The organism is Ideonella sp. (genome assembly GCF_041287625.1).
GTDB lineage: Bacteria > Pseudomonadota > Gammaproteobacteria > Burkholderiales > Burkholderiaceae_C > Ideonella.
This window is the reverse complement of sequence record NZ_JBGGNH010000027.1, coordinates 155,997-176,433: the sequence shown is the minus strand read 5'-3', so window position 1 is coordinate 176,433 and position 20,437 is coordinate 155,997. Positions and strand designations below refer to the sequence as shown.

Annotated in this window: 19 protein-coding genes; 9 read left to right on the top strand and 10 right to left on the bottom strand. The window is 69.0% G+C overall.

The features are described 5' to 3' along the window. The first annotated feature begins 56 nt into the window (after positions 1 to 56). The 3 genes from speD (at position 57) to murU (ending at position 2,659) form a co-directional block, all read left to right on the top strand. A complete protein-coding gene (speD, locus tag ACAH41_RS10760) occupies positions 57 to 440 on the top strand; it encodes an adenosylmethionine decarboxylase (RefSeq protein ID WP_325656287.1) in 384 nt (127 codons plus the stop codon). 117 nt (positions 441 to 557) lie between these two features. Continuing rightward, entirely contained in the window at positions 558 to 1,952 is a 1,395-nt protein-coding gene (locus ACAH41_RS10755) for a hypothetical protein (RefSeq protein WP_325656286.1), read from the top strand. Then, on the top strand, positions 1,949 to 2,659 hold the full coding sequence (murU, locus tag ACAH41_RS10750; protein ID WP_325656284.1) for an N-acetylmuramate alpha-1-phosphate uridylyltransferase MurU: 711 nt from the start codon (positions 1,949 to 1,951) through the stop codon (positions 2,657 to 2,659). Before ACAH41_RS10755 ends, murU begins: the two co-directional genes overlap by 4 nt. Before the next feature lie 6 nt (positions 2,660 to 2,665). Here murU and ACAH41_RS10745 read toward each other — a convergent pair whose 3' ends face one another. The 8 genes from ACAH41_RS10745 to ACAH41_RS10710 all read right to left on the bottom strand — a co-directional run bounded on the left by ACAH41_RS10745 (position 2,666) and on the right by ACAH41_RS10710 (position 12,905). Beyond that, positions 2,666 to 3,646, bottom strand: a complete 981-nt coding sequence (locus tag ACAH41_RS10745) for an aldo/keto reductase (protein ID WP_325656282.1) — start codon at positions 3,644 to 3,646, stop codon at positions 2,666 to 2,668. A 60-nt stretch (positions 3,647 to 3,706) separates the two neighbouring features. Then, complete coding sequence (locus ACAH41_RS10740) at positions 3,707 to 5,572, bottom strand: diguanylate cyclase domain-containing protein (protein ID WP_325656279.1); 1,866 nt, start codon at positions 5,570 to 5,572, stop codon at positions 3,707 to 3,709. Next, entirely contained in the window at positions 5,569 to 6,582 is a 1,014-nt protein-coding gene (locus ACAH41_RS10735; protein ID WP_325656277.1) for an extracellular solute-binding protein, read from the bottom strand. The genes ACAH41_RS10740 and ACAH41_RS10735 overlap by 4 nt, the downstream gene beginning before the upstream one ends. A 146-nt stretch (positions 6,583 to 6,728) precedes the next feature. Beyond that, positions 6,729 to 8,282, bottom strand: coding sequence for an FAD-dependent oxidoreductase (locus ACAH41_RS10730; protein ID WP_325656275.1), 1,554 nt, complete (start codon positions 8,280 to 8,282; stop codon positions 6,729 to 6,731). 80 nt (positions 8,283 to 8,362) lie between these two features. Next, positions 8,363 to 9,949, bottom strand: a complete 1,587-nt coding sequence (locus ACAH41_RS10725) for a polyamine aminopropyltransferase (RefSeq protein ID WP_325656273.1) — start codon at positions 9,947 to 9,949, stop codon at positions 8,363 to 8,365. Next, entirely contained in the window at positions 9,946 to 10,167 is a 222-nt protein-coding gene (locus ACAH41_RS10720) for a DUF350 domain-containing protein (protein WP_325656271.1), read from the bottom strand. Before ACAH41_RS10720 ends, ACAH41_RS10725 begins: the two co-directional genes overlap by 4 nt. Before the next feature lie 34 nt (positions 10,168 to 10,201). Further along, positions 10,202 to 11,704: a DUF4178 domain-containing protein gene (locus tag ACAH41_RS10715; RefSeq protein WP_325656269.1), complete on the bottom strand. Its 1,503-nt coding sequence runs from the start codon at positions 11,702 to 11,704 to the stop codon at positions 10,202 to 10,204. A gap of 145 nt (positions 11,705 to 11,849) precedes the next feature. Then, a complete protein-coding gene (locus tag ACAH41_RS10710; protein ID WP_325656267.1) occupies positions 11,850 to 12,905 on the bottom strand; it encodes an SPFH domain-containing protein in 1,056 nt (351 codons plus the stop codon). Between the two features lie 131 nt (positions 12,906 to 13,036). Here ACAH41_RS10710 and ACAH41_RS10705 point away from each other — a divergent pair, with 131 nt between their 5' ends. Beyond that, positions 13,037 to 14,314 (top strand): FAD-dependent monooxygenase, encoded by a 1,278-nt coding sequence (locus tag ACAH41_RS10705; RefSeq protein ID WP_325656265.1) that lies wholly within the window; start codon positions 13,037 to 13,039, stop codon positions 14,312 to 14,314. A 104-nt stretch (positions 14,315 to 14,418) separates the two neighbouring features. Here the strand turns inward: ACAH41_RS10705 and ACAH41_RS10700 are convergent, their stop codons facing one another. Continuing rightward, positions 14,419 to 15,423 (bottom strand): transporter, encoded by a 1,005-nt coding sequence (locus tag ACAH41_RS10700; protein ID WP_370538284.1) that lies wholly within the window; start codon positions 15,421 to 15,423, stop codon positions 14,419 to 14,421. A 187-nt stretch (positions 15,424 to 15,610) separates the two neighbouring features. On the opposite strand from ACAH41_RS10700, the gene ACAH41_RS10695 reads away from it, so the two are divergent. The 5 genes from ACAH41_RS10695 (at position 15,611) to ACAH41_RS10675 (ending at position 19,735) form a co-directional block, all read left to right on the top strand. Beyond that, complete coding sequence (locus ACAH41_RS10695; RefSeq protein ID WP_325656261.1) at positions 15,611 to 16,255, top strand: chalcone isomerase family protein; 645 nt, start codon at positions 15,611 to 15,613, stop codon at positions 16,253 to 16,255. A 172-nt stretch (positions 16,256 to 16,427) separates the two neighbouring features. Further along, the gene (locus tag ACAH41_RS10690; protein WP_325656259.1) at positions 16,428 to 17,255 is read left to right on the top strand and encodes an HDOD domain-containing protein; all 828 of its coding nucleotides are present in this window, start codon (positions 16,428 to 16,430) and stop codon (positions 17,253 to 17,255) included. Between the two features lie 330 nt (positions 17,256 to 17,585). Further along, positions 17,586 to 18,659, top strand: a complete 1,074-nt coding sequence (locus tag ACAH41_RS10685; RefSeq protein WP_325656257.1) for an ornithine cyclodeaminase — start codon at positions 17,586 to 17,588, stop codon at positions 18,657 to 18,659. Positions 18,660 to 18,798: 139 nt separating this feature from the next. Continuing rightward, a complete protein-coding gene (locus ACAH41_RS10680) occupies positions 18,799 to 19,383 on the top strand; it encodes a hypothetical protein (protein WP_325656255.1) in 585 nt (194 codons plus the stop codon). Between the two features lie 91 nt (positions 19,384 to 19,474). After that, on the top strand, positions 19,475 to 19,735 hold the full coding sequence (locus ACAH41_RS10675; RefSeq protein WP_325656253.1) for a hypothetical protein: 261 nt from the start codon (positions 19,475 to 19,477) through the stop codon (positions 19,733 to 19,735). A 13-nt stretch (positions 19,736 to 19,748) separates the two neighbouring features. Here ACAH41_RS10675 and ACAH41_RS10670 read toward each other — a convergent pair whose 3' ends face one another. Continuing rightward, positions 19,749 to 20,432, bottom strand: coding sequence for a methyltransferase domain-containing protein (locus ACAH41_RS10670; protein ID WP_325656252.1), 684 nt, complete (start codon positions 20,430 to 20,432; stop codon positions 19,749 to 19,751). Positions 20,433 to 20,437 lie beyond the last annotated feature (5 nt).

The following is a 20,437-nucleotide window of genomic DNA, read 5'->3' as shown; positions in this document are numbered from 1 at the left end:
CGGAGCGCTGAACCGCGAAAGCCGGGATTTTAGCGGGGCTGGATAATCCAGGCCCCATGCACGGCCTGCACCTGACCGCCGACCTGCGCGGCTGCCCTGCCGGTGCAGCCGCGATGACCGACCCTGACACCCTGCGCGCGCACTGCCGCGCCGCGGTGCTGGCGGCCGGCCTGCAGCCGGTCGGCGAGCTGTTCCACCGCTTCACGCCACTGCCAGGCAGCAGCGCACCCGCAGGCGTCACCGGCATGATCCTGCTGGCCGAATCCCACCTCGCGGTGCACACCTGGCCCGAACTCGGCGCGGTGACGCTGGACGTCTACGTCTGCAACCTGGGCCAGGACAACAGCGCCCGCGCCGAGGCGCTGATGGCAGCGTTGATCGCGGTGTTCCGGCCGGCGCAGCAAGCGCTGCAGCGGCTGCACCGGGGCGACAGCCGCTGAGGCGCCAGATGCAAGTGCGTCGTCGTCCGACACGCGCAGGCCCGCTGGCCGCCTAGACTGCCGGATGGTGGCGCAGCAGTCGGGCGCCGGCTTCCCATTTGCGCTCCAGGAGTCGCCATGACGCTTTCCCCCCGTACCGCCTTTCGCCAACTGCTGCCGCTGGCCCTGAGCGGCCTGTTCGCCGCCCAAGGCAGCGCGGCCCTGGCCGCCCAGGCCGACGCCAGCTTCGACTTCGGCCAGTCCCACCCTTACCTCGGCTTTGGCGCGCAGGTCTGGCTGAACGACAACAAGCCCGAGCAAAGCATGCAGATGCTGCGCGACCTGCATGCACGCTACGTGCGCGTGGGCCTGGCGCCGAAGATCCTGCTGAACCAGCTGCGGCCCGGCATGTCGGTGCAGGACGCGCTGAAGCTGATCAAGGCCAACGACAGCGAACAGCAGCGCCAGCGCCTGACGCGTTTTGGCGAGCAGATGAAGCAGCTGGGCATCCAGATCCACCTGATCTTCTGGCGCATGCCTGAGCCCTGGGCCCGTTACGACGCGCAGCGCAAGAGCGGCTCCAAGGACCGCTCGACCTTCGCCGACCCGGCGCGGGTGGCGGACTACGCCAACCTGGTCACCGCGCAGATGGTCTACCTGCGCGGCCTGGGCATCACGGCGGACGCGGTGGAACTGACCAACGAACCGCACGGCGCCTGGAGCACGCTCTACACCCGCGAGGACTATGCGCGGCTCGTGCAGGCCGCCAGGGCCGCGATGCAGCAGAACGGCCTGGGCGAGGTCAAGATCGCCGGGCCTGGCGTGAACCTGAAACAGTTCGACCACTACATCGGCGCGCTGCAGCAGGCCAAGGCCACCGACGACCTGGGCTACATCTCGGCCCACGTCTACGAGAACCCCGAGCTGCTCAGCGACCCGCGCCAGCCCGGCATGGCCAGCTTCCTCGGCCGCGGCCACTTCGGTCCCATCGTCATCACCGAATTCGGCGCGCAGGACGGCAAGGCCAAGGTCGGCGCGCGCAGTTTCGCGGTCACCGAGCCGGCGTACGGCCTGAGCGCCATCGCCCAGGCCGGGCTGCTGCTGAACAACGGCGCCAGCGCGCTGATCTACTGGCAGCTGAAGGACTTCAACTGGGGCACGCAAGGCCATGGCATGCTCAGCGAAGACGGCCAGCGCCGGCCGGTCGCACAGGCACTGCAGACCATCGTCGCGCCGCTGCCGCCCGGTGCGAAGATCGCGGCGGTGCAAGGCCGCTTGCCCGCCGGCCTGGTCGCCACCGCATTCCAGACGCCGCAAAACAGTTACCTGATGATCAGCAACAGCAGCGACGAATCCCACCAGCTCAGCGCCCGCCTGCAGGGCGGCAGCGGCCACTGCGGCAAGATTGCGCAGACGCAGGTCTGGCGGACCAGCGGTGAAGGCGGCGGCGCAGTGAAGGCACCCGAGGTCAGCGACTGCACGGTCAAGGCCGGCATCGGCCCGGGCAGTGCGGTGCTCATGGTGCTGCAGTGAATCTGGCGACCGTTGCGCCGCGCGCGCTGGTCCTCGCCGCCGGCCGCGGCGAACGCATGCGGCCACTCACCGACACCACGCCCAAGCCGCTGCTGCAGGTGCGCGGCAAGCCGCTGATCGAATGGCACCTCGAAGCGCTGGCCGCCGCCGGCGTGCGCGAGGTGGTCGTCAACACCGCCTGGCTGGAAGACCAGTTCCCGGCCGCCTTGGGCGACGGCAGCCGCTGGGGCCTCACGCTGCACCATTCGATGGAAGGCCGCGACCATGGCGGCGCGCTGGAAACCGCAGGCGGCATTGCCAAGGCCTTGCCACTCCTGGCGCCGCAGGGAAACGAGCCCTTCTGGGTCGTCTCCGGCGATGTGTTCCTGCCCGGTTTTCCGTTTGACGCGGCCGATGTGGCGGCCTTCGCCAGCAGCGCGCTGGACGCCCAACTCTGGCTGGTGCCGAACGCGCCGCACCATCCGCACGGCGACTTCGGCATCAGCGCCGCCGGCCTGGCAGTGGCCGACGCGCCCGAGCGCTACACCTGGGCCAGCGTCGGCCTGTTCCGGCCCGCGATGTTCAGCGACATTGCACCCGGCACACGGCTCGCGCTGCGGCCCAGGCTGGACGCGGCGATTGCCGCCGGCCGCCTCGGCGCCCGCCTGTGGACGGGACCGTGGACCGACGTTGGCACTGTCGAGCGACTGGACGCGCTGAACCGCTGAGGCGACTCAGTCGGCGAGTTGGGATGTCAGCTCGTTGATGCGCGCCATCACCTCCGGCGTCAGCTTGTCCGCCACCGCCAGCGCGCCGAGGTTGCTCTGCAGCTGCGAAACCTTGGAGGCGCCGGTGATCACCGAGCTGACGTGCGGGTTCTTCGTCGCCCAGGCGATGGCCAGTTGCGCGGTGGTGCCCCCGAGCTCGGCGGCGATGGGCGCGAGTTGCTGCACCGCGGCGTTCTTGGCGGCATCGGTCAGGCCCTCGCGCAGGAAACCCATGTCCTGCAAGGCGCCGCGCGAGTCGGCCGGCACGCCGGCGCTGTACTTGCCGGTGAGCAGGCCCGAAGCCAGCGGGCTCCAGGTCGTCAGGCCCAGGCCGATGTCGTCGTAGAGCCGGGCGTACTCCTGCTCCACCTTGCGGCGGTGGAACAGGTGGTATTGCGGCTGCTCGACCACCGGCTTGTGCAGGTGATGCCGCTCGGCAATGTCCCAGGCCGCGCGGATCTCGGCCGCGCTCCACTCGCTGGTGCCCCAGTACAGCGCCTTGCCCTGGGTGATCATGTCGCTCATCGCGTGCACGGTCTCCTCGATCGGCGTGTTCGGGTCCGGCCGGTGGCAATAGACGAGGTCCAGGTGTTCCAGCCCGAAACGCTGCAGCGAGCCGTCGATGGCCTGCATCAGGTACTTGCGGTTCAGCGTGTTCTTGCGGTTGATGCCGCCATGCTGGCCCGGCAGGCCCCAGTAGAACTTGGTCGAGACGACATAGTCCAGCCGGTGCCAGCCCAGCTTCTTCAACGCCTGGCCCATCACGGTTTCGCTCTCACCGGCGGCATAGGCCTCGGCGTTGTCGAAGAAGTTGACGCCGGCATCAAAAGCTGCGGCCATCATCTCGACGGCGGCATTCACATTGACCTGGTTGTGGTACGTGACCCACGAGCCCAGCGACAGCTCGCTGACTTGCAGGCCGGCGCGGCCAAGGCGGCGATAACGCATGAGGATCTCCTGATGGATTTGGAATGAGCTGCGCAGCTTATCCAGCGGCGCCAACCTTGTTCACTCCAGTGGCACCGAGAAAAACCGATAGCCGCCCTCGCCTGCCGTCTTGGTGGCATACATCGCACGGTCGGCGTTGGCCATGATGTCGCTGGCGGTTTCGCCGTCGTGCGGGTAGCGGGCGATGCCAATGCTGGCGTCGACCCGGAGTTGCCTGGCGCCATGCGGCACTGGCAGGCGGATCTCGTCGAGCAGCTTCTCGGCGATCAGCGCCACGTGCAGCGGGTGGGCCGAGGTGTCCAGCAGCACCACGAACTCGTCGCCGCCCAGGCGGGCGACCGTGTCGGCCTGGCGCATCGCGGCGTGCAGGCGCTGGGCGATGACTTGCAGCACCACGTCGCCGGCATCGTGGCCGTGCTGGTCGTTGACCTGCTTGAAGTCGTTCAGGTCGATGAACAGCAGGCAGACGGCTTCACCGTTGCGCCTGGCCTGGGCCAGCGCGTGCGCCAGCCGGTCCTGGAACAGCCGGCGGTTCGGCAGGCCGGTCAGCATGTCGTGGTGAGACAGGTGCTCCAGCTCCTGCTGCTTGGTCTTCAGGTCGGCCAGCTGGCGCGTGATCTGCACCTGCATCTGCTGGAAACGGCGCGCCAGCGAGCCAATCTCGTCATTGCGGCGCAGCGGCAGGTCGCCCGGCGCCTCGCCGGCCGCGAAACGCCGCGCGGCCTCCGACACGGCATTGATCGGCCGGGTCAGCGCCTGCGCCAGCGCCGCAGCCACCAGCAATGACACCAACCCCAGCCCCAGCACGATGCGGGTGATGGCCTGGCCCAGCGGCTGCGACTGGGCCAGCACCTGTGCCAGTGGCTGGGCCAGGCCCAGCACCAGCCGGTTCTCGTTGGCCGGGGACTCCAGCGGCAGCGCGACAAAGGCCGCGACCAGGCCGGCCTGCGGCGGGCCGCCGGGCTGGGCGTCACCATCGACATCGAACACCACGTGCTCGCTGTGCCCGTTGACCACCGGCGCGGTGGCGGCGAACTCGTCCTGCAGCAGCACGCGGCGGCCGCGGTCGAAGCCGAAGGTCTTGCTGCTGTCGGGATGGATCAGCACGTCGCCACCGCCATTGGCCAGGTACAGCGTGAAGGCCTCGGGCAGGTCGGCCGCCAGCAGCGCGAACATGCTGTTCAGGTCCACGTTGACGACGACCACGCCAATCGCCTTGCCCGCCGCGTCGATCACCGGCATGGCCTGCTGCAGCGCCGGCTGGTCATAGCCGGCCGCGGTGCCGCTCTCATGGTTGATGGTGATGCGCGAGAGGTAGGTCGCGCCGGCCGGCATCTGCAGGGTTTCGGCGACGTAGGCGTAGTGGCCCTTTTCCTGCAGCGCATCGCCCAGCACGCGAACGGGCGAAGCGCCGCGGCGGTCCATGCGCACCCGCTCCAGCCCATGCTCGCTGGCGGAAATGAGCCGCAGCTGCAGGTAGGACGGATTGGCCGTCATCACGCCGCCGAACAACGAAGCCAGCCGCTCGGCATCGGCCGCGTCGCCATGCTGCAGCACCGTCAGCGTGGCCGGGTGGTTGACCAGCACCTGCAGGTTGCGGGTGATCTCCTCGCGCGTCTGCGTGATGCGGCGCGCCAGCACCTGGGTGGACGTGAGCAGCTCGTTGCGTGCCGAGACCACCTGCAGGCTGCGGCTGGCCTGGTAGGCGTAGAAGCCGGTCAGCCCCGCGGCGCACAGCCCAACCAGCGCCAGCACCAGCGCCAGCCGGCCGGCAATGCCCAGGCGCAGGCGCGATGGCCGGGGCGGCGCGGCAGCGGACGGTGGCGACTCGGCCGTGCTGAGCCCCGATGGCAAAGCCGGCGGCTGCAGCACCGCGGGCGACGCCAGCGCCGCCGTCTCGCTTTGCGGTGACGGCTCTGCCGTCATGGCGCCAACAGCCGGGCCGCCCGGTCGCCCGAGACGATGCGCGCCCACAAGGCATTGCGGCGCTCCTCGTTTTCCACCGGCTCCAGCCACAGCAGCTTGTCGCCCGGCCGCTCCGCCGGCGAAGCCTGCACGGTGCAGCCCAAGCCCTGGCGCGTCACCAGCAGGCGCGAGGGCTCGGGCTCCAGCAGGTGGTCGATCCAGGCATGGGCCAGCGCCGGCTCGCGTGCGCCACGGGTCACGGCCCAGCAGTCCAGCCAGGCCAGCGCGCCTTCCTTCGGGATCACGTAGCCCACGTCCAGCCCGGCCTGGCGCACCAGCTGCAGTTGCTGGCTGCCGTAGTTGGCGAACATCAGCCAAGCCTGGCGGCGCTTGAACATGGCCACCGACTCCTCGGGCTGGGTATAGAACCCGGCCACGTTGCGGCGCAGCGCGATCAGCCTGTCCACCGCCTTGGGCCACTGCGCCTCGCTGAGCTGGAACGGGTTCTTCAGGCCCAGCGCCTGCGCCGCCAGCGAGAAGTTGTGCGAGCCATCGTTGTAGGCCAGCACCCTGCCCTGGTAGCGCTCGTCCCACAGCGCGGTGATGGAACTGGGCGGGTCCAGCAAACGCACCCTGTCATAGATCAGGCCCATCTCGGCATAGGCATAGGGCACGCCGTAGAGCCGGCCTTTCTGCACCAGCCCGGGCAGCGTGGCGGCGTCGCGAAAGCGCGGCAACTGGCGGCGGCGGTTGGGCAGCGCCTTGATGTCCAGCGGCAGCACCAGTTCCTGGCGGATGTAGCGCTGCAGCTCGGCGGTGTTGGCGGCAAAGACGTCGAAATCCTGCGCGCGGTTGTGGGCCAGGCGCTGCCACAGCACGGTGTCGGAATCGACGAGGCTGAGCTCGACCCGCGCGCCGCTGCGCTGCTCGAACGCAGCGACCACTTCCGGCTCGGCATAGCCTGGCCAGGCCAGCACCCGCAAGGGCCCGCCGGTGGCACGCGCCCGCGAGGACGCGGCAGTGCCAAGCACTGCCCCCGCCACACAGATCTGCCGACGACTCCAACCGCGCTGCGCCATGTGCACCTCGCCCGCATCCTACCGCTGGCGGATGCTGCTGCGTTTAGCCGACACCCGTGCCGCGCGATTCGGCCGACCCATCGCCTCTCTTCAGCACGTCAGCGGGGTGACGCAAGGCGCGCAGCCGTCACAAGCCCGCGACCCGCCTGCCAGCCCAGCGTGAAGGCTTCTTCGAACACCGAATAGCCGGCCAGGTCTGCATGGGCGAAGCGCACGCGGCCGCCAGCCAGGCGCAGCGCCTCGCGGGCGGGCTGGCTGCGCAGGCCGGGCACCGGGATGCTCATCGCGTGGCCCCAGCGCATCAGGTCGACCTGCTGCAGCTTGGGTGCAAGGTCCGGGTGCAGTGGCGTGAGCTGGCGCACGATCTCGGCGGTCCAGTCGGCGGCGCTGCCAGCCAGCAGTTCGGGCCGGCGCGACTGGGGCAGCGCGCAGTAGGCGGTCAGCAGTTGCGGGCCGGCCAGGCCGGTGTCAGGGCGCAGGCTCTGGTGCTGAGCGTCCACGTAGCCCAGCGACAGGCTGCTGCCGGCCGGCGCGAAGGCCACGTTGTCCCACGAAGACGGGGCGCCGAGGCGGTCCAGCAGCGGCGCTTTCAGCAACAGGTTGGCCACCAGCCAGGGCGCGTAGCGCGTGGCCGCGGCGGCCTGCTGCAGCGCGCCGGCCAGCGAAGCGTCCAGCCCGGCCGCGACCCGGCTGGCGACGAACAACGGCTGTGCCAGCACCACCGCGTCGGCCGTCCAGGCTTCGGCCTGCCCCGCGGCTTCGTCCCAGGCCAGCACCTGCACGCCGTGCTTTTGCAGCTCGACCCGCAGCACGGTGCGGCCGGTGCGCAGCCGCGGCTTCAGCGGCCCGGCAAGTTCGCGCACCAGCCAGGCGTTGCCTTCAGGCCAGGTGAACACGGCGTCGCGCTCGGCACTGTCGTCGCCAGGCGCGTGGAAGCCGTGCCGGCTGGCGAAGTAGTGCAGGCCGGCCCAGGCCGAGACGGTGTCGATGCCGGCGCCGTAGTCGTCGCGGCAGCAATAGTCCAGGTAACCGAGCAGGCGCGTGTCGTCCAGGCCGTTGGCGGCCAGCCAGGCGTCAAAGCGCTGCGCATCCAGCGCGGCATGGCCGGCCGTCCAGCGCACACGGTGCGTGGGCAGCGCAAAGCCGAGTTCGCGCTGCGCCTGGTCCACCAGTGCAGCGAAGCGGCGGTACTGCGCCAGCGTGGCCAGCCGCCCTTGAGCCGACGGCAGCAGGCCGTCCTGCCAGGCGCCGTCGATGAACAGCCGCTCCTGCGGGCTGTGGCAGAGGTAGCGCTCGTTGGCATGCACGCCGGCCGAGTCCGATCGCAGCAGGCCGATGTCGTGCAGCCAGGCGCTGAGCTCGTAGGTGCTCTCTCCTGGCACCGGCAGGTAGTGCGCACCCAGCGGACAGCCCAGGCCGGCGACCGCGTGGCCCCGGCTGTTGCCACCGACCTGGTCCTCCAGCTCCAGCAGCTGCGCGTCCGCATGGCCGGCCTCGGCCAGCGCGCGCAGTGCCGACAGTCCGGCGACACCACCACCGATCACCAGCACGCCCGCGCGGCGCTGCACGGCGGGCGTTGGCAACGCGCCAGACTTGGCCAGCGTGCGCAGCCGGTGCCCACGCTCGAACGACGCGCCAACCCAGCGGCTCACGGGCGCCTCGACTCGCGGCTCGCAGCCAGCCAGCCATGGCAGCGCCGCACCTGCCAACACCGTGCGGCGCCGAACCCTCATCAATGCACCTGCCCCCACTCTTCCTCGAAGGTCTGCACCAGCACCTGGTTGGACAGCCGGTTCGGCTCGGCGGGCACGCGCGCCATGTCGGGCGGGAAGTCGAACAGCGTGGGCAGGCCGGGCAGCGTCAGGAAACGCAGGCCGGCGGGCAGCGCGGCGGGCGTGTGCCACGGCCTGCGGCTGGCGAGGATGTAGCCCCATTCGCCGAAGCTGGGCACGTGGGCGTGGTACGGCGTGATGGTCATGCCCGCGGCTTCCAGCGTACTGGCCACGGTCCAGAAGCTTTTGCGGGCGATCAGCGGCGAGGTGGTCTGCACCACCGCATAGCCACCCGCGGCCAGGTGCTGGTCGACCAGCTCGTAGAAGCTGGTGGTGTAGAGCTTGCCGAGCGCGAAGTTGCTGGGGTCGGGGAAGTCGATGACGATGACGTCGAAGTTTTCGTCATGCGCAGCCAGCCAGCCGAAGGCGTCGTCGTTGACGACCTTCAGCTTGGGCGAATTGAGGGCGTTCTGGTTCAGCGCGGCCAGCAGCGGCTCGGTGCGGAACAGCTGCGTCATCTTCGGGTCCAGGTCCACCAGCGTGACCTGTTCGACCGAGGGGTACTTCAGGATCTCGCGCGCGGCCATGCCATCGCCGCCGCCCAGCACCAGCACGTGCCGCGGCGCGCCCTGCGCGGCCATGGCCGGGTGCACCAGCGCCTCGTGGTAGCGGTACTCGTCCTTGGAGTGGAACTGCAGGTTGCCGTTGAGGAACAGGCGGATGCCGGCGCGGCTGCGGGTGACGACCACGCGCTGGTAGGCGCTGGTCTCGCGCAGCAGGATGGTTTCGCCGTAGAAGCGGTCCTCGGCCCAGGTGGTCAGCTGCTCGGCACCGGCCATGGCCGCGAGCAGCGCGAGCAGCACGCCGGCACAGGCCAGCGCATGCGCGCGCCAGGCCCGCAGCTGGGCGCGGAACATCCACAGCGCCCAGACGGCCACCACCGCATTCAGCAGCCCGAAGAAGATGCCGGTGCGGATCAGCCCCAGGTGCGGCACCAGCAGCAGCGGAAACGCCACGGCGACAACCAGCGCGCCCAGGTAGTCGAAGGTCAGCACCTGCGAGACCAGGTCCTTCAAACCGTAGCGCTGGCTGAACTGGCGCTTCAGGATGCGCATGACCAGCGGAATCTCCAGCCCGACCAGCACGCCAACCAGCCCGACCAGGCCGTACAGCAGCACGCGGAACGACGCGCCCGCCGTGGGCGGCAGGCTGGCATGCGAGGCGAACAGCGCGGCCGGCATCAGCCCGCCAACGAAGCCGACCAGCAGTTCCACACGCAGGAAGTTCGCCACCAGCTGCCGCTCCACATACCGGCTCAGCCACGAGCCCAGCCCCATCGCGAACAGGTAGCCGCCGATGATGGTGGAGAACTGCAGCACCGAGTCGCCGAGCAGATAGCTGGCGAGTGCCCCGGCTGCGAGTTCGTAGACCAGCCCGCAGGCCGCGATGACGAACACGGAGGCCAGCAGCAGCACCTCGGCCGGCTGCACCCGACGCGACTCTTCAGGCACCTCTTTCAGATCACCCGAAGGAGACTCAGAATTCATCCGTGGATGGCGGCGGCCACGATCTGGCCGATGGCCACGAACATGCCCGCCACGACGATGCCCAGCGCGATGTTCTTGTGCTCGACGATCTCTTCCCACAGCTTGTAGGGCGTGAGCTTGTCGATGATGGCAAAGCTGATCCACAGCACCAGCACGCCGATCACCGCGTACAGCACCGAGCCCAGCACCACTTCCGGGTGCAGCCATTCGAGGTTCATCGTGTTTTCTCCATGGAAGTGAGGATGGTGGCGGTCACTTGTGACCGCCACCGCCGCTGGAATAGCCGCCAAACGAGCCGCCACCGCCGCCAACAAAGACGCCGCCGTGGCTGCGCTGGTTCTGCCGGCATTGCTGGTACTCGGCGCTGGCCTCGCCGAAGGTGGCGCGCTGCTGTGCGCAATCGTCGCTGCTGCTGCAGCGGGTCGTCAGCAGGATCACGACGATGACCACCACCAGGATGATCACGCCCTGACTCAGCCCGCCAATGCCTTTGCTGCTGGTGAGGCTGGACAGCGGCGACGCGTCACTGCGCAGCGCCGCCGCCTGCGGCCCGCTCAGGCCGAAGGCCTTGGCCACCGCATCCGCCGGCAAAGCCTTGCCCAGCGACCAGACGACCTCGTTGGCCGTGCGCTCGCGCGAGAGCATCGCGCCACCGGGGCCGTCGTAGTCGGTGACCTCGGCGCGCTCCTCGCGCTGCACCCGCCAGTAGAACTCGCCCAGCACCCATGTCACTTTGGCCTGGTAGCGGTAACGCTGCTTGAAGCTCGTCGCTTCCAGACGGGCGGTGCTGCCCTGCACCACCGGCGCGCCGGTCAGCGGCCGCACCCAGCTCCAGCCGTCTTCGGCGTCGACCAGGAACGCAAAGCCTGCCGTGCGGTGGTAGAGCAGGTATTCGCGCCAGAAGGTCTGCTCGTCGTCGTCCCCCGGTGCCGGCAGGTCGCAGCGCTCCTGGTAGCCGACGACCTGCCAGTCCAGCAGGCCTTCGGCGCCCAGTTCGAGCTTGCCGATGCGGCCCAGCGGGATCTGCGGCTGCAGGTTGCCGGGGCCGCTGTTGTTCTGCGCGTAAAAGGCCAGGTCCGCGCCCGGCCCTTTCGACACATCCACCACCGCCTTGCACTGCGGGCAGCTGACGCTTTGCGTGGTCGACAGGCTCAGCGTGATCGCAAAACCGCAGCTGGGGCAGCTGAAGCCCTTGCTGCTGAGCGTCTTTTCGCTGTCCTCGCGCAGGCCGCGCAGCTTCAACTCGGACAACGCGACAGAGCGGCCGATGGACCATTGCAGCTGGCCTGCGTCCGCATCGTCCAGCGTGCCGACTTCGCCGCGCTCGCTGCGCAGGTCGGCGACGGTGAATTCGCCTTCGAGCTTCGGCGGCCGCGGCAGCTCACCTTGCGCGGCCAGCAGCGACGCGCGCTGCACCGAGGCCACGCTCCACGGCTGGCCGGCCAGCAGGCGGCGCTCGCCGGGGTTCAGCTCGGTGAGAGCTGGCGCATCGCTTGGCAGCGGCTGGTCGAAGGCCAGCACGTAGGCGCCGTTGTCCTCGCTGAGCCAGGCCACACGCGGCGTCGCATCGGCGCCGGCGTCGAACAGCGCATGCCACTCGTTCCAGGTGCCGGCTTCATAGCGGTACTGCAAACGGCCGACCAACGTGAACGGCACGCCCTGGTACTGGCCACTGGCGCCCAGTTGCAGCGGAGAGTGGTCGTCGAACAACTCGGCGCTGACGCCGATGCGGCGCAGCGCTTCACCGTCGCGCACCAGCGTGCTGCGGCAAAAGCTGCAGACGGCGCTGGCCGACGCGGCCGAGGCAAACTCGACCGGCGCGCCGCAATTCGGGCACGCAGCGCGATAGACGCGCTGGGGCCGCCCAGGCGTCGCGGGGGGACTTCCGGCTGCCACCTGGCTAGACGAGCTTCTTCAGCAATTCGGTCTTCTTGGCGAGGAATTCTTCGTCGGTCAGGATGCCCTTGGCCTTCAGCTCGCCGAGCTTTTCCAGCAGCGCCATGACCTCATCGACCGACGCGGCCACCGCCGGTGAAGCTGCGGCAACGGCGGGCGCCGCGCTGACCGCCGGCCCCACGCCACCCAGCCCTTGGCCCAGCTGCTGCGCCAGCACCTGGCCCAGTGCCACACCGGCGCCCAGCCCCATCGCGTCACCTGCGATGCCGCCGCCCTGGCCGGCACCTTCGGCGAACTTCGGAATGGCCTGCGCGGTCTGGTACTGCATGAATTTGCCCATGTCGTTGCCGACCATGCCCATGCCGATCTTCTGGTCCAGGATCTTCTGCAGTTCCTCGGGCAGCGAGACGCTTTGCAGCGTCACGCTTTCCAGCTTCAGGCCCAGCGCCTCGAAGGACGGAGCGGTGGCATCTCGCAACTGTTTGGCGAACTCGATCTGGTTGGCCGCCAGGTCCAGGAACGGGATGCCGCTTTGCGCGACCGCGTCGCTGATGTGCTGCAGCATCAGGCCACGCAGCTGGCCGTCGAGGTCTTCAACCGTGTAGCGGTCCCGCGTGCCGGAGATCTCGGTGTGGAACAGCTTCGGGTCGGCAATGCGATAGGCGTAGTTGCCAAACGCGCGCAGGCGCACCGCGCCGAAGTCCTTGTCGCGGATCGTGATCGGCTGGCTGGTGCCCCAACGCTGGTCGATCTGCTGACGGGTGCTGAAGAAGTAGACGTCGCTCTTGAACGGGCTCTGGAACAGCTTGTCCCAGTTCTTCAGGTAGGTCAGCACCGGCAGCGTCTGCGTGGTCAGCTTGTGCATGCCGGGGCCGAAGACGTCGGCGATCTTGCCTTCGTTGACGAAGACGGCCATCTGGCTCTCGCGCACGGTCAGCGAGCCGCCGTACTGGATTTCGTTGCCCGCCATCGGGTAGCGCCAGGCCAGCGTGCCATCGCCGGACTCGGTCCACTCCAGGATGTCAATGAACTGTTTCTTGATGAAATCCATCAAACCCATGACAGCACCCCCTTCTGGCTTCGCAGCACGGCCCGATTGCCGGCGCGGCGAATAATACGCGCGAGGGCGCTGCCGTCCATCGCCCGCGCTCGACTGACTGTTGTTCGCCTGACCTGATTGCCCCGCCGCTCATGCACGACCCCGCCGAAACCGCTCCCCTCGAAGCACTGAGCCCCGCGTCGCCCTCGGCGACGCCGCCCGCACCCGCGCCGGTGCGCCTGGCAGTGATTGGCGCCGGGCCGGCCGGGCTGGCGCTGGCCCTGCTCGCCAGTTCGCGCTGGCCGGAGGCGCAGGTGACCGTGTTCGACGCGCGGGCGGCCGACAAGGACGTTTCTGCCGATCCGCGCACGCTGGCGCTGTCGCTGGGCAGCGTGCAGTTGCTGCAGCAGCTGGGCGCATGGCCGGCAGCGCAGGCGCAGCCGATCACGCAAGTGCATGTCTCGCAGGCCGCACCCAACCTGCTGCGCGGGCTGCTGCCCAACCTGAACCTGCCCCAGGCCGAGGTGCGCATTCGCGCCGACGAGCAGGCGGTGCCGATGCTGGGTGCCGTGCTGGCCTATGGGCAATTGGTGGCGCCGCTGCAGGCGGCCTGGGCAAAGCGCTGCGCAGCCGAGCCGGCCCGCCACCGCATGTGCTTTGGCACGCCGGTGCAGGCGCTGAAGAACGTGGCCGGCGGCGTGGAGGTGGATGCCGGCACGGTGGAGACCTTCGACCTGGCCGTGGTGGCCGAAGGCGGCGTGTTTGCCGAGCAGGCGCGCAAGGCCTTGAGCCGCGATTACCAGCAGACCGCCTGGGTCGGCAGCGTGACGCTGGACGGCCACGCGCCGACCGGCGCCGCGTTCGAGCGCTTCACCCGCCACGGCCCGGTCGCCCTGCTGCCGCTGAAGCCCGCAGCGGACGGCACGGCGCGTGCGTCGCTGGTGTGGTGCGTGGACAGCCGCGACGACCCGGTCGCCCCGCTGGACGCCACGCAGCGCCGCATCGTGCTGAACAGCTTGCTGGCGGATGCCGCGGGCCAGGTGCTGTCCGTGGGCCCGCTGAAGTCGTTCGCGCTGGGCTTGAATGCCGAGCGTGGACTGGTGACTGGCCGGCAGGTGCGCATCGGCAATGCGGCGCAAACGCTGCACCCCGTCGCCGGCCAGGGCCTGAACCTCGGCCTGCGGGACGCCTGGTCGCTGGTGCACGCGCTGCGCGGGGCGACCGACCTGGACGCCGCGCTGCGCCGCGTCGCCTGGGCCCGCGCACCGGACCGCTGGAGCATGATCGCCGCCACCGATTTCCTGGCCCGCAGCTTCACCTGGCAGCTGCCCGGCCTGGCCACCGCCCGCGGCCTGGGCCTGGCCGCGCTGCAGGCCTTGCCGCCGGTCAAATCAGCGCTGGCCCGGCAGATGATGTTCGGCCGCCGCTGACCGCCGCCTGATCAAGGCATGGCGCGGACCAGCGCCGGGCCGCCCCAAGCGGTCCGCGCACCCTCTCGGAGGGTGGACTCAGGTACCCCTGAGGCCGGGTGTCGTCAATCCACCCGGAACATGAGGCGCAGCCAGCTGGTCGTGCCTTCGGACTTGTTGCGCACCAGGAATTCGGGCAGCACCTTGACCTCGGCGCCCCAGCGGCCGTCTTCCGACGAATAGCCCACCGCCGGGCCTGCCGCAACCACCTGGGCCTTGTTGCCATCAGAGGCCACGCCGTCGCCCTTGTCCTTGGTCAGCTGCTTCAGGAAGTAGCCCTGCAGGCCGGCGCGCCAGCTGTCGTTGACGCGGTACATCAGCGAGTAGTCGGCGTGCACATACTGGCCGGACTTGTAATCGGTCGCGGTGTTTTCGGTGTTGATCGAATAGGTCACGCGGGTGCCGAATTCAAAGCCGTTTTCCCAGGCGCGGCCGTACAGGAAGCCGGGCCGGATCGTCCAGAACTTGCCGGCGCCTGGGTTGATGGCACGGCTGGATTTGTAGTCGCCGGTGGGCGCGACCAGCGCGGCCAGCAACACCAGGCGCGACTCGTCGTCCTGGAAATCGACAAACGGCGCGATCTCGGTGTCGCCCAGCCCTGTCTGCGAGCCGGAATTGGCCGCGGCCACGCCGTTGAGCTGGGCCTGGATGGCGCTGGCCATCGAACTGGGGAAGCCCGCCGGGAAACGACCGGTGGCCGTGGTGTGCACATCCAGGTCGATGATGGGCAGCGTGACGGACACGCCCAGCCGGCCGTCACCCAGGTGGGCTTCGCTGACCCAGGTCACGCGCGGCACGAGGACGTTGGCGGTGATCTTGCCGCCGCGCACCGCGGACACGCCGTTGCCCAGGTCGGTGACCTGGTCGTCGCCATCGCCATTGCGGAACTTTGTCGCTTCATAGTGCTGGGCCCAGACTTGGCCGTACACGCCCGGCAACTGGGGCAGCGTCATTTCCTGGCCGGGTGCGCCGAGCAGCGCGCGCAGCTGCTGGTTTTCCGTGGCCTGCGCAGACAACCCGATGGCCGCCAAAGTCAGGATGAATGCAGATCGCACCGGTTGATAGCGCATATGGAAAGCTCTGTGGCGTTTTAAAGGCAAGGGCGAGAAGATACCTTGGGATGTGTCATTGCGTCAGCGGTTGTGACGCGGCTTGTATTGAAGTTGCCACTTGTTGCCGTGACACACGCCACGTCCCGATGAAGTTGACGGATGAATGCCGTCGCGACGCAGTGCAAAAACAGACATGATTCGGGCCATGAGCACTTTCACGCGCAGGGATTGCATGGGCTTGGCGCTGGCCGGTTTGGCTGGCTTGCCAATGGTGGGCCATGCGGCTGACGCACCGGCCGCTGCGGGCGCCGCGGTAACGCCGGTCGAGGTCGAGGGCTTCAAGTTCGAGCCCACGGCCACTGTCGCCGGCAAGCCCTTGTTGCTGAACGGCGCGACCGTGTCACTGATCCTGTCGGTCCGCACCACCGTGGTCGCGCTGTACCTGCCGCACAAGCAAACCACGCCCGAGGCCGCGCTGGCAGAGCCGGGCGCCAAGCGGCTGTGCTTCTACAGCATGCGCGAGGTCTCGGCCAAGGACCTGTCCAACACCTTCCTGGACCGGCTGCGGCAGAACGCGGCCAGCGAGGAAATCGCGGCGAATTTCATCGCCATCGCCCAGTTCGGTTCGGCCTTCAGCAACCGCAGCAAGCTGGTGCGGGGCGACTTCGTGGTGATGGACTTCAACCCCGCCACCAACCTGACCGAGATGACGCTCAACGGCCAGAAGGTCGGCGATGCGATGCAGGGCGAGAGCTTCTTCCGCATGCTGATGAAGATCTGGATGGGCCCGAAGGTGCGGCCGGCCACGCGCCGCGGGCTGCTGGGCGACAGCAACGCCGCAGCCGCCTGAAGCAGGCACTCACCCTCACAACGCGCGCCGGGCCTGTCCCGGCGTTTTTCATGGCGGCCGCGATCTTCGTGCAGATTCACACGCCGACCGCGCCGCATCGGGAGTTGCGCGCATCAACCTGGCCCCGCAGCGACCGAAAGCAACGGAGTCCCTTTCCGTGCCGGAGGCCGCCTTGTCCCATTTCGATCTTTATGTCCAGCAAGCCACCACCTTGCCGGCAATGCCGGAAGTGGCGCGCAAGCTGCTGCAGTCCTTCGACCGCGACGACCTGTCGCTGGGCGAGTTGTCCCAGTTGATCGGACGCGACCAGTCGTTGGCAGCCAAGGTGCTGCGGCTGGCCAACTCGGCCCGCTACTCGCCTTCGCACACGGTCAGCACGCTGAACGACGCCGCTGCCTCGCTGGGCCTGCGCACGCTGCGCGACCTGACGCTGTCGGCCTGCATGACAGGCGCATTTCCGAAGATGGACGGCTTCGACCGCGTCGGCTTCTGGCGCTCGACGCTGGCCGTGGCAGCCTATGCGCAAGCCCTGGCACCGGCCCTGGACGCCGACCCCGACACCGCCTACCTGGGCGGCCTGGTGGTGCGCACCGGTCAGATCCTGATGACCATGGCCGAGCCGGCGGCAATGGCTGAAGTGACGCGCCATGCGCGCGCACCAGACAGCCGCATCGGCTTCGAGGCCACGCTGCTGGGCTGCAGCCATCCGCAGGTCAGCGCCGAACTGGCCCGCCACTGGCACTTCCCGCAAACACTGGTCGCCGCCTTCGGCGCCGCTGCCGACCCGATGGCCGCCCGCCCGTTCTGCCGCCTGGGCGCGGTGCTGCGCCTGGCCAGCGTGGTCTGCGACGCCGCGGAAACCCAGCTCGACCCGCTGGAAAGCCTGCGCACCACGCAGGCCGCGCTGATCAGCCACGTGAACCTGGACCTGAACTGGGTCGAGGCCCACCTGCCCGATCACCGCCTGGCCACTGCCAGCGCCGATGCGCTGATGCACTGAAGCAACTCCGGTTGCGCGCCCGGCCGCCGTGACTGCCTGACGCCTGACGCCTGAGACCGACCCGGCCAGCGGCATTGATCAATTTGCCACTTCCGCTTGGCAAAGTGCGTCGAAGACCAGACGATGTGGGCGCAATGCCTGCTTCTTGTTGGCCGCCGGCCTGCCGAAAATCGGGGCACCCCGGCGCTCCCCGCGCCACCGGCCGGCCCGCATGCCCCGCGCTGCGAGGCCACTGACGCGCCCATCGTGCGCGTCCGGGCGCTGCGCGCGATGTGCGGCCTGCCCGCTTCTCGAGCCGGCAAAGCAACCGAGACAAGGCAGAGAGACATCATGGTCAACTACATCGGCGTGGCCGACATCCAGCAATTGGTGCGGTCCATCGGCGCAGCCGCCTTCATCGAGCAACTGGCCGGCGAGATCGAAACCGACTACCGGCGCTGGGCGCAGTTCGAGAAGTCGGCCCGCGTGGCCAGCCATTCCTCGGTTGGCGTGATCGAGCTGATGCCGGCCAGCGACGGCCAGCTCTACGCCTTCAAGTACGTCAACGGCCACCCGAAGAACACGGCAGAAGGCCTGCTCACCGTGACCGCCTTTGGCGTGCTGGCCGACGTGGCCACCGGCTACCCGCTGCTGCTGTCGGAGCTGACCGTGACCACCGCGCTGCGCACTGCGGCGATGTCGGCGCTGGCGGCCAAGTGGATGGCACGCCCGGACAGCCGCGTGATGGCACTGATCGGCAACGGCGCGCAGAGCGAATTCCAGGCCCTGGCCTTCCACCGCATGCTGGGCATTCGCGAGCTGCGGCTGTACGACGTGGACCCGCTGGCCAGCGCCAAGCTCGAACAGAACCTGCGCTCGCTGCCCGAACTGGCTGGCCTGCGCCTGGTGCGCGCGGCCAACGTGGCCGAGGCGGTGCGCGGCGCCGACATCGTCACCACCGTGACGGCCGACAAGCGCAACGCGGTGATCCTGACCCAGGACATGATCGAGCCGGGCATGCACCTGAACGCCGTGGGCGGCGACTGTCCAGGCAAGACCGAGCTGGCGCGTGAGATCCTGTTGCGGCCCGATGCGCGCGTGATCGTCGAATACGAGCCGCAGTCCCGCATCGAAGGCGAAATCCAGCAATTGCCGGCCGACTTCGCAGTGACCGAGTTCGCCGACGTGGTCGCCAGCGGCCAGACGGCGCGGCGAAGCGCTGCCGAAGTGACGATCTTTGATTCGGTCGGCTTTGCGCTGGAAGACTTCTCGGCCCTGCGCTTCCTGCACCAGTTGCTCAGCAGCGGCCTGCATGGCACGCGCCAGATCGACCTGGTGCCTCGGCTGGACGACCCGAAGGACTTGTTCGGCGGCACGCTGGGCAGCGCCGCGGCAGGCCCCGCGCGCCTGCGTCGCGTCGCCTGAAGACGGGCCAGGCCGCCCACCCGACGGCCTGCCGACAGCTTCGGTCCAGCTTCCATATGCAATCCATACGGGCCCGGTTTCAGAATCTGTCGCACTGCAGCAATACCGCTGTAAGCGACAACATTGACTGGAGGGCCCCATGGCTGCTCTGACCGGATTCCACGCCCTGCCCCTGTCCATCGTCAGCGCCCCCCCGCTGCGCGACGAAGGTTTCACCACCGCCAAGCTGACCGATCCCGCGCTCAGCCTGCTGACCGACCTCAGCCACGCCCCCTGCGTGATGGCCGACCACCTCGACGGCCTGGACGCCACCATCCACACAATGGTGCGGGCCCATGTGCACATGGCCTTCGTGACCGGTGTCGACGAGCAGGTGGTAGGCATGATCACCACCGACGACCTGCAGGGCGAGCGCCCGATGCAGCGCGCCCAGGCCGACCATGTTCGCTTCGACGAACTGACGCTGGAACAGCTGATGACGCCGGTCTCCGAATGGCGCGTGCTGAGCTCCAAGCAGCTGGCGCACGCCCGCGTCGGCGACATTGTCTCGACGCTGCGCGAGCACGGCCTGCGCTACCTGCTGGTGGTCGACCCCGGCACGCCGCGCCCGGTGCTGCACGGCATCTTCTCGGCCCGCCGCCTCGAAACCGCACTCGGCATGGACCTGCGCAGCGACCTGCACGCCCGCAGCTTCGCCGAGCTGGAATCGCTCATCGGCCATTGAGCCAGGCTGGAAAAGACGCGCTGACGCCACAAGGCGTTTCAGCGTGTCATTTCCAAGCCCATCAGGCAACCTGATGCCTTAGGCTACGGCCATGCCGATCCGCCGCATCACCGGCCCCTACGCGGGCCACTACGTCGCCGCTCGGGCTGAGTACCGGCACGGTGGCTGGCAAGGCTTCGCCAAGGTCTTCGACCACAAGCCGGCGCCCGGTTCGGACTTCGACACCGAACCCGGCGCCGTGGCCGACGTGGTCGGCAGCTGGGTCGAAGCCCCCAGCGAGCTGGACGCGGTGCAGAGCGCCGAACGCGTGGCCCGCAACTTCATCGCCCAGCTGACGGAAGACGACGCCTGAACGGGGCCGTTGCTCAGCCCGGCAGTTGGTACTCGAAGCACCAGTAGCAGGTCAACCCGGCCAGCACCGCTGGATTCGGCAGGGGGGTGCCCATGCCCTCGATCAGTGCGACCAGTTCGTCCCGGCGCGGGAAGTTCTTCAGCACACGGTGGGTGCTGCCGTCCGCCAGCTGACGCGCCTGGAAAGTGTTGCCCTCGGCATCGGTTTCGCTGATCGCATGGTTGCTGCCGGCAACGAAGCGGTTGTCGATCAGCAGCACCCGCGCGCCCGGCGCGAGGCAGCGATGCAGGCCTTGCAGGAACTCGCGTCGGCGGGCGATGGGCACATGCGAAAACCAGAAGCCCGCAAACGCCGCGTCCAGCCCGCGCCAGTCTTCGGGCAGCGCATAGGCATCGCCCTCGCGGAACGTGACCCGGCCCGGCGCCACGCGCTGCTGCGCAATCGCCATCGTCTCGGGCGACGCATCCAGCGCCAGCACATGCTTTGCTGCCGGCGCGATGAACTGGGTCCAGAACCCGGTGCCACACGCCACCTCCAGCACCCGCAAGCCTTCGACGCGCTTCGGCAGCTCGGCCTGCAGCAGGGCAATGTCGGCCTGCCGCTCCGGCTTTTGATAGACAAGGTCGTACTCGGGCGCACGCGCCGCGTAGTAGCGCTGCATCTGTTGGTCGCTGCCATCCATTTCGGTGGGGATCATGGGGC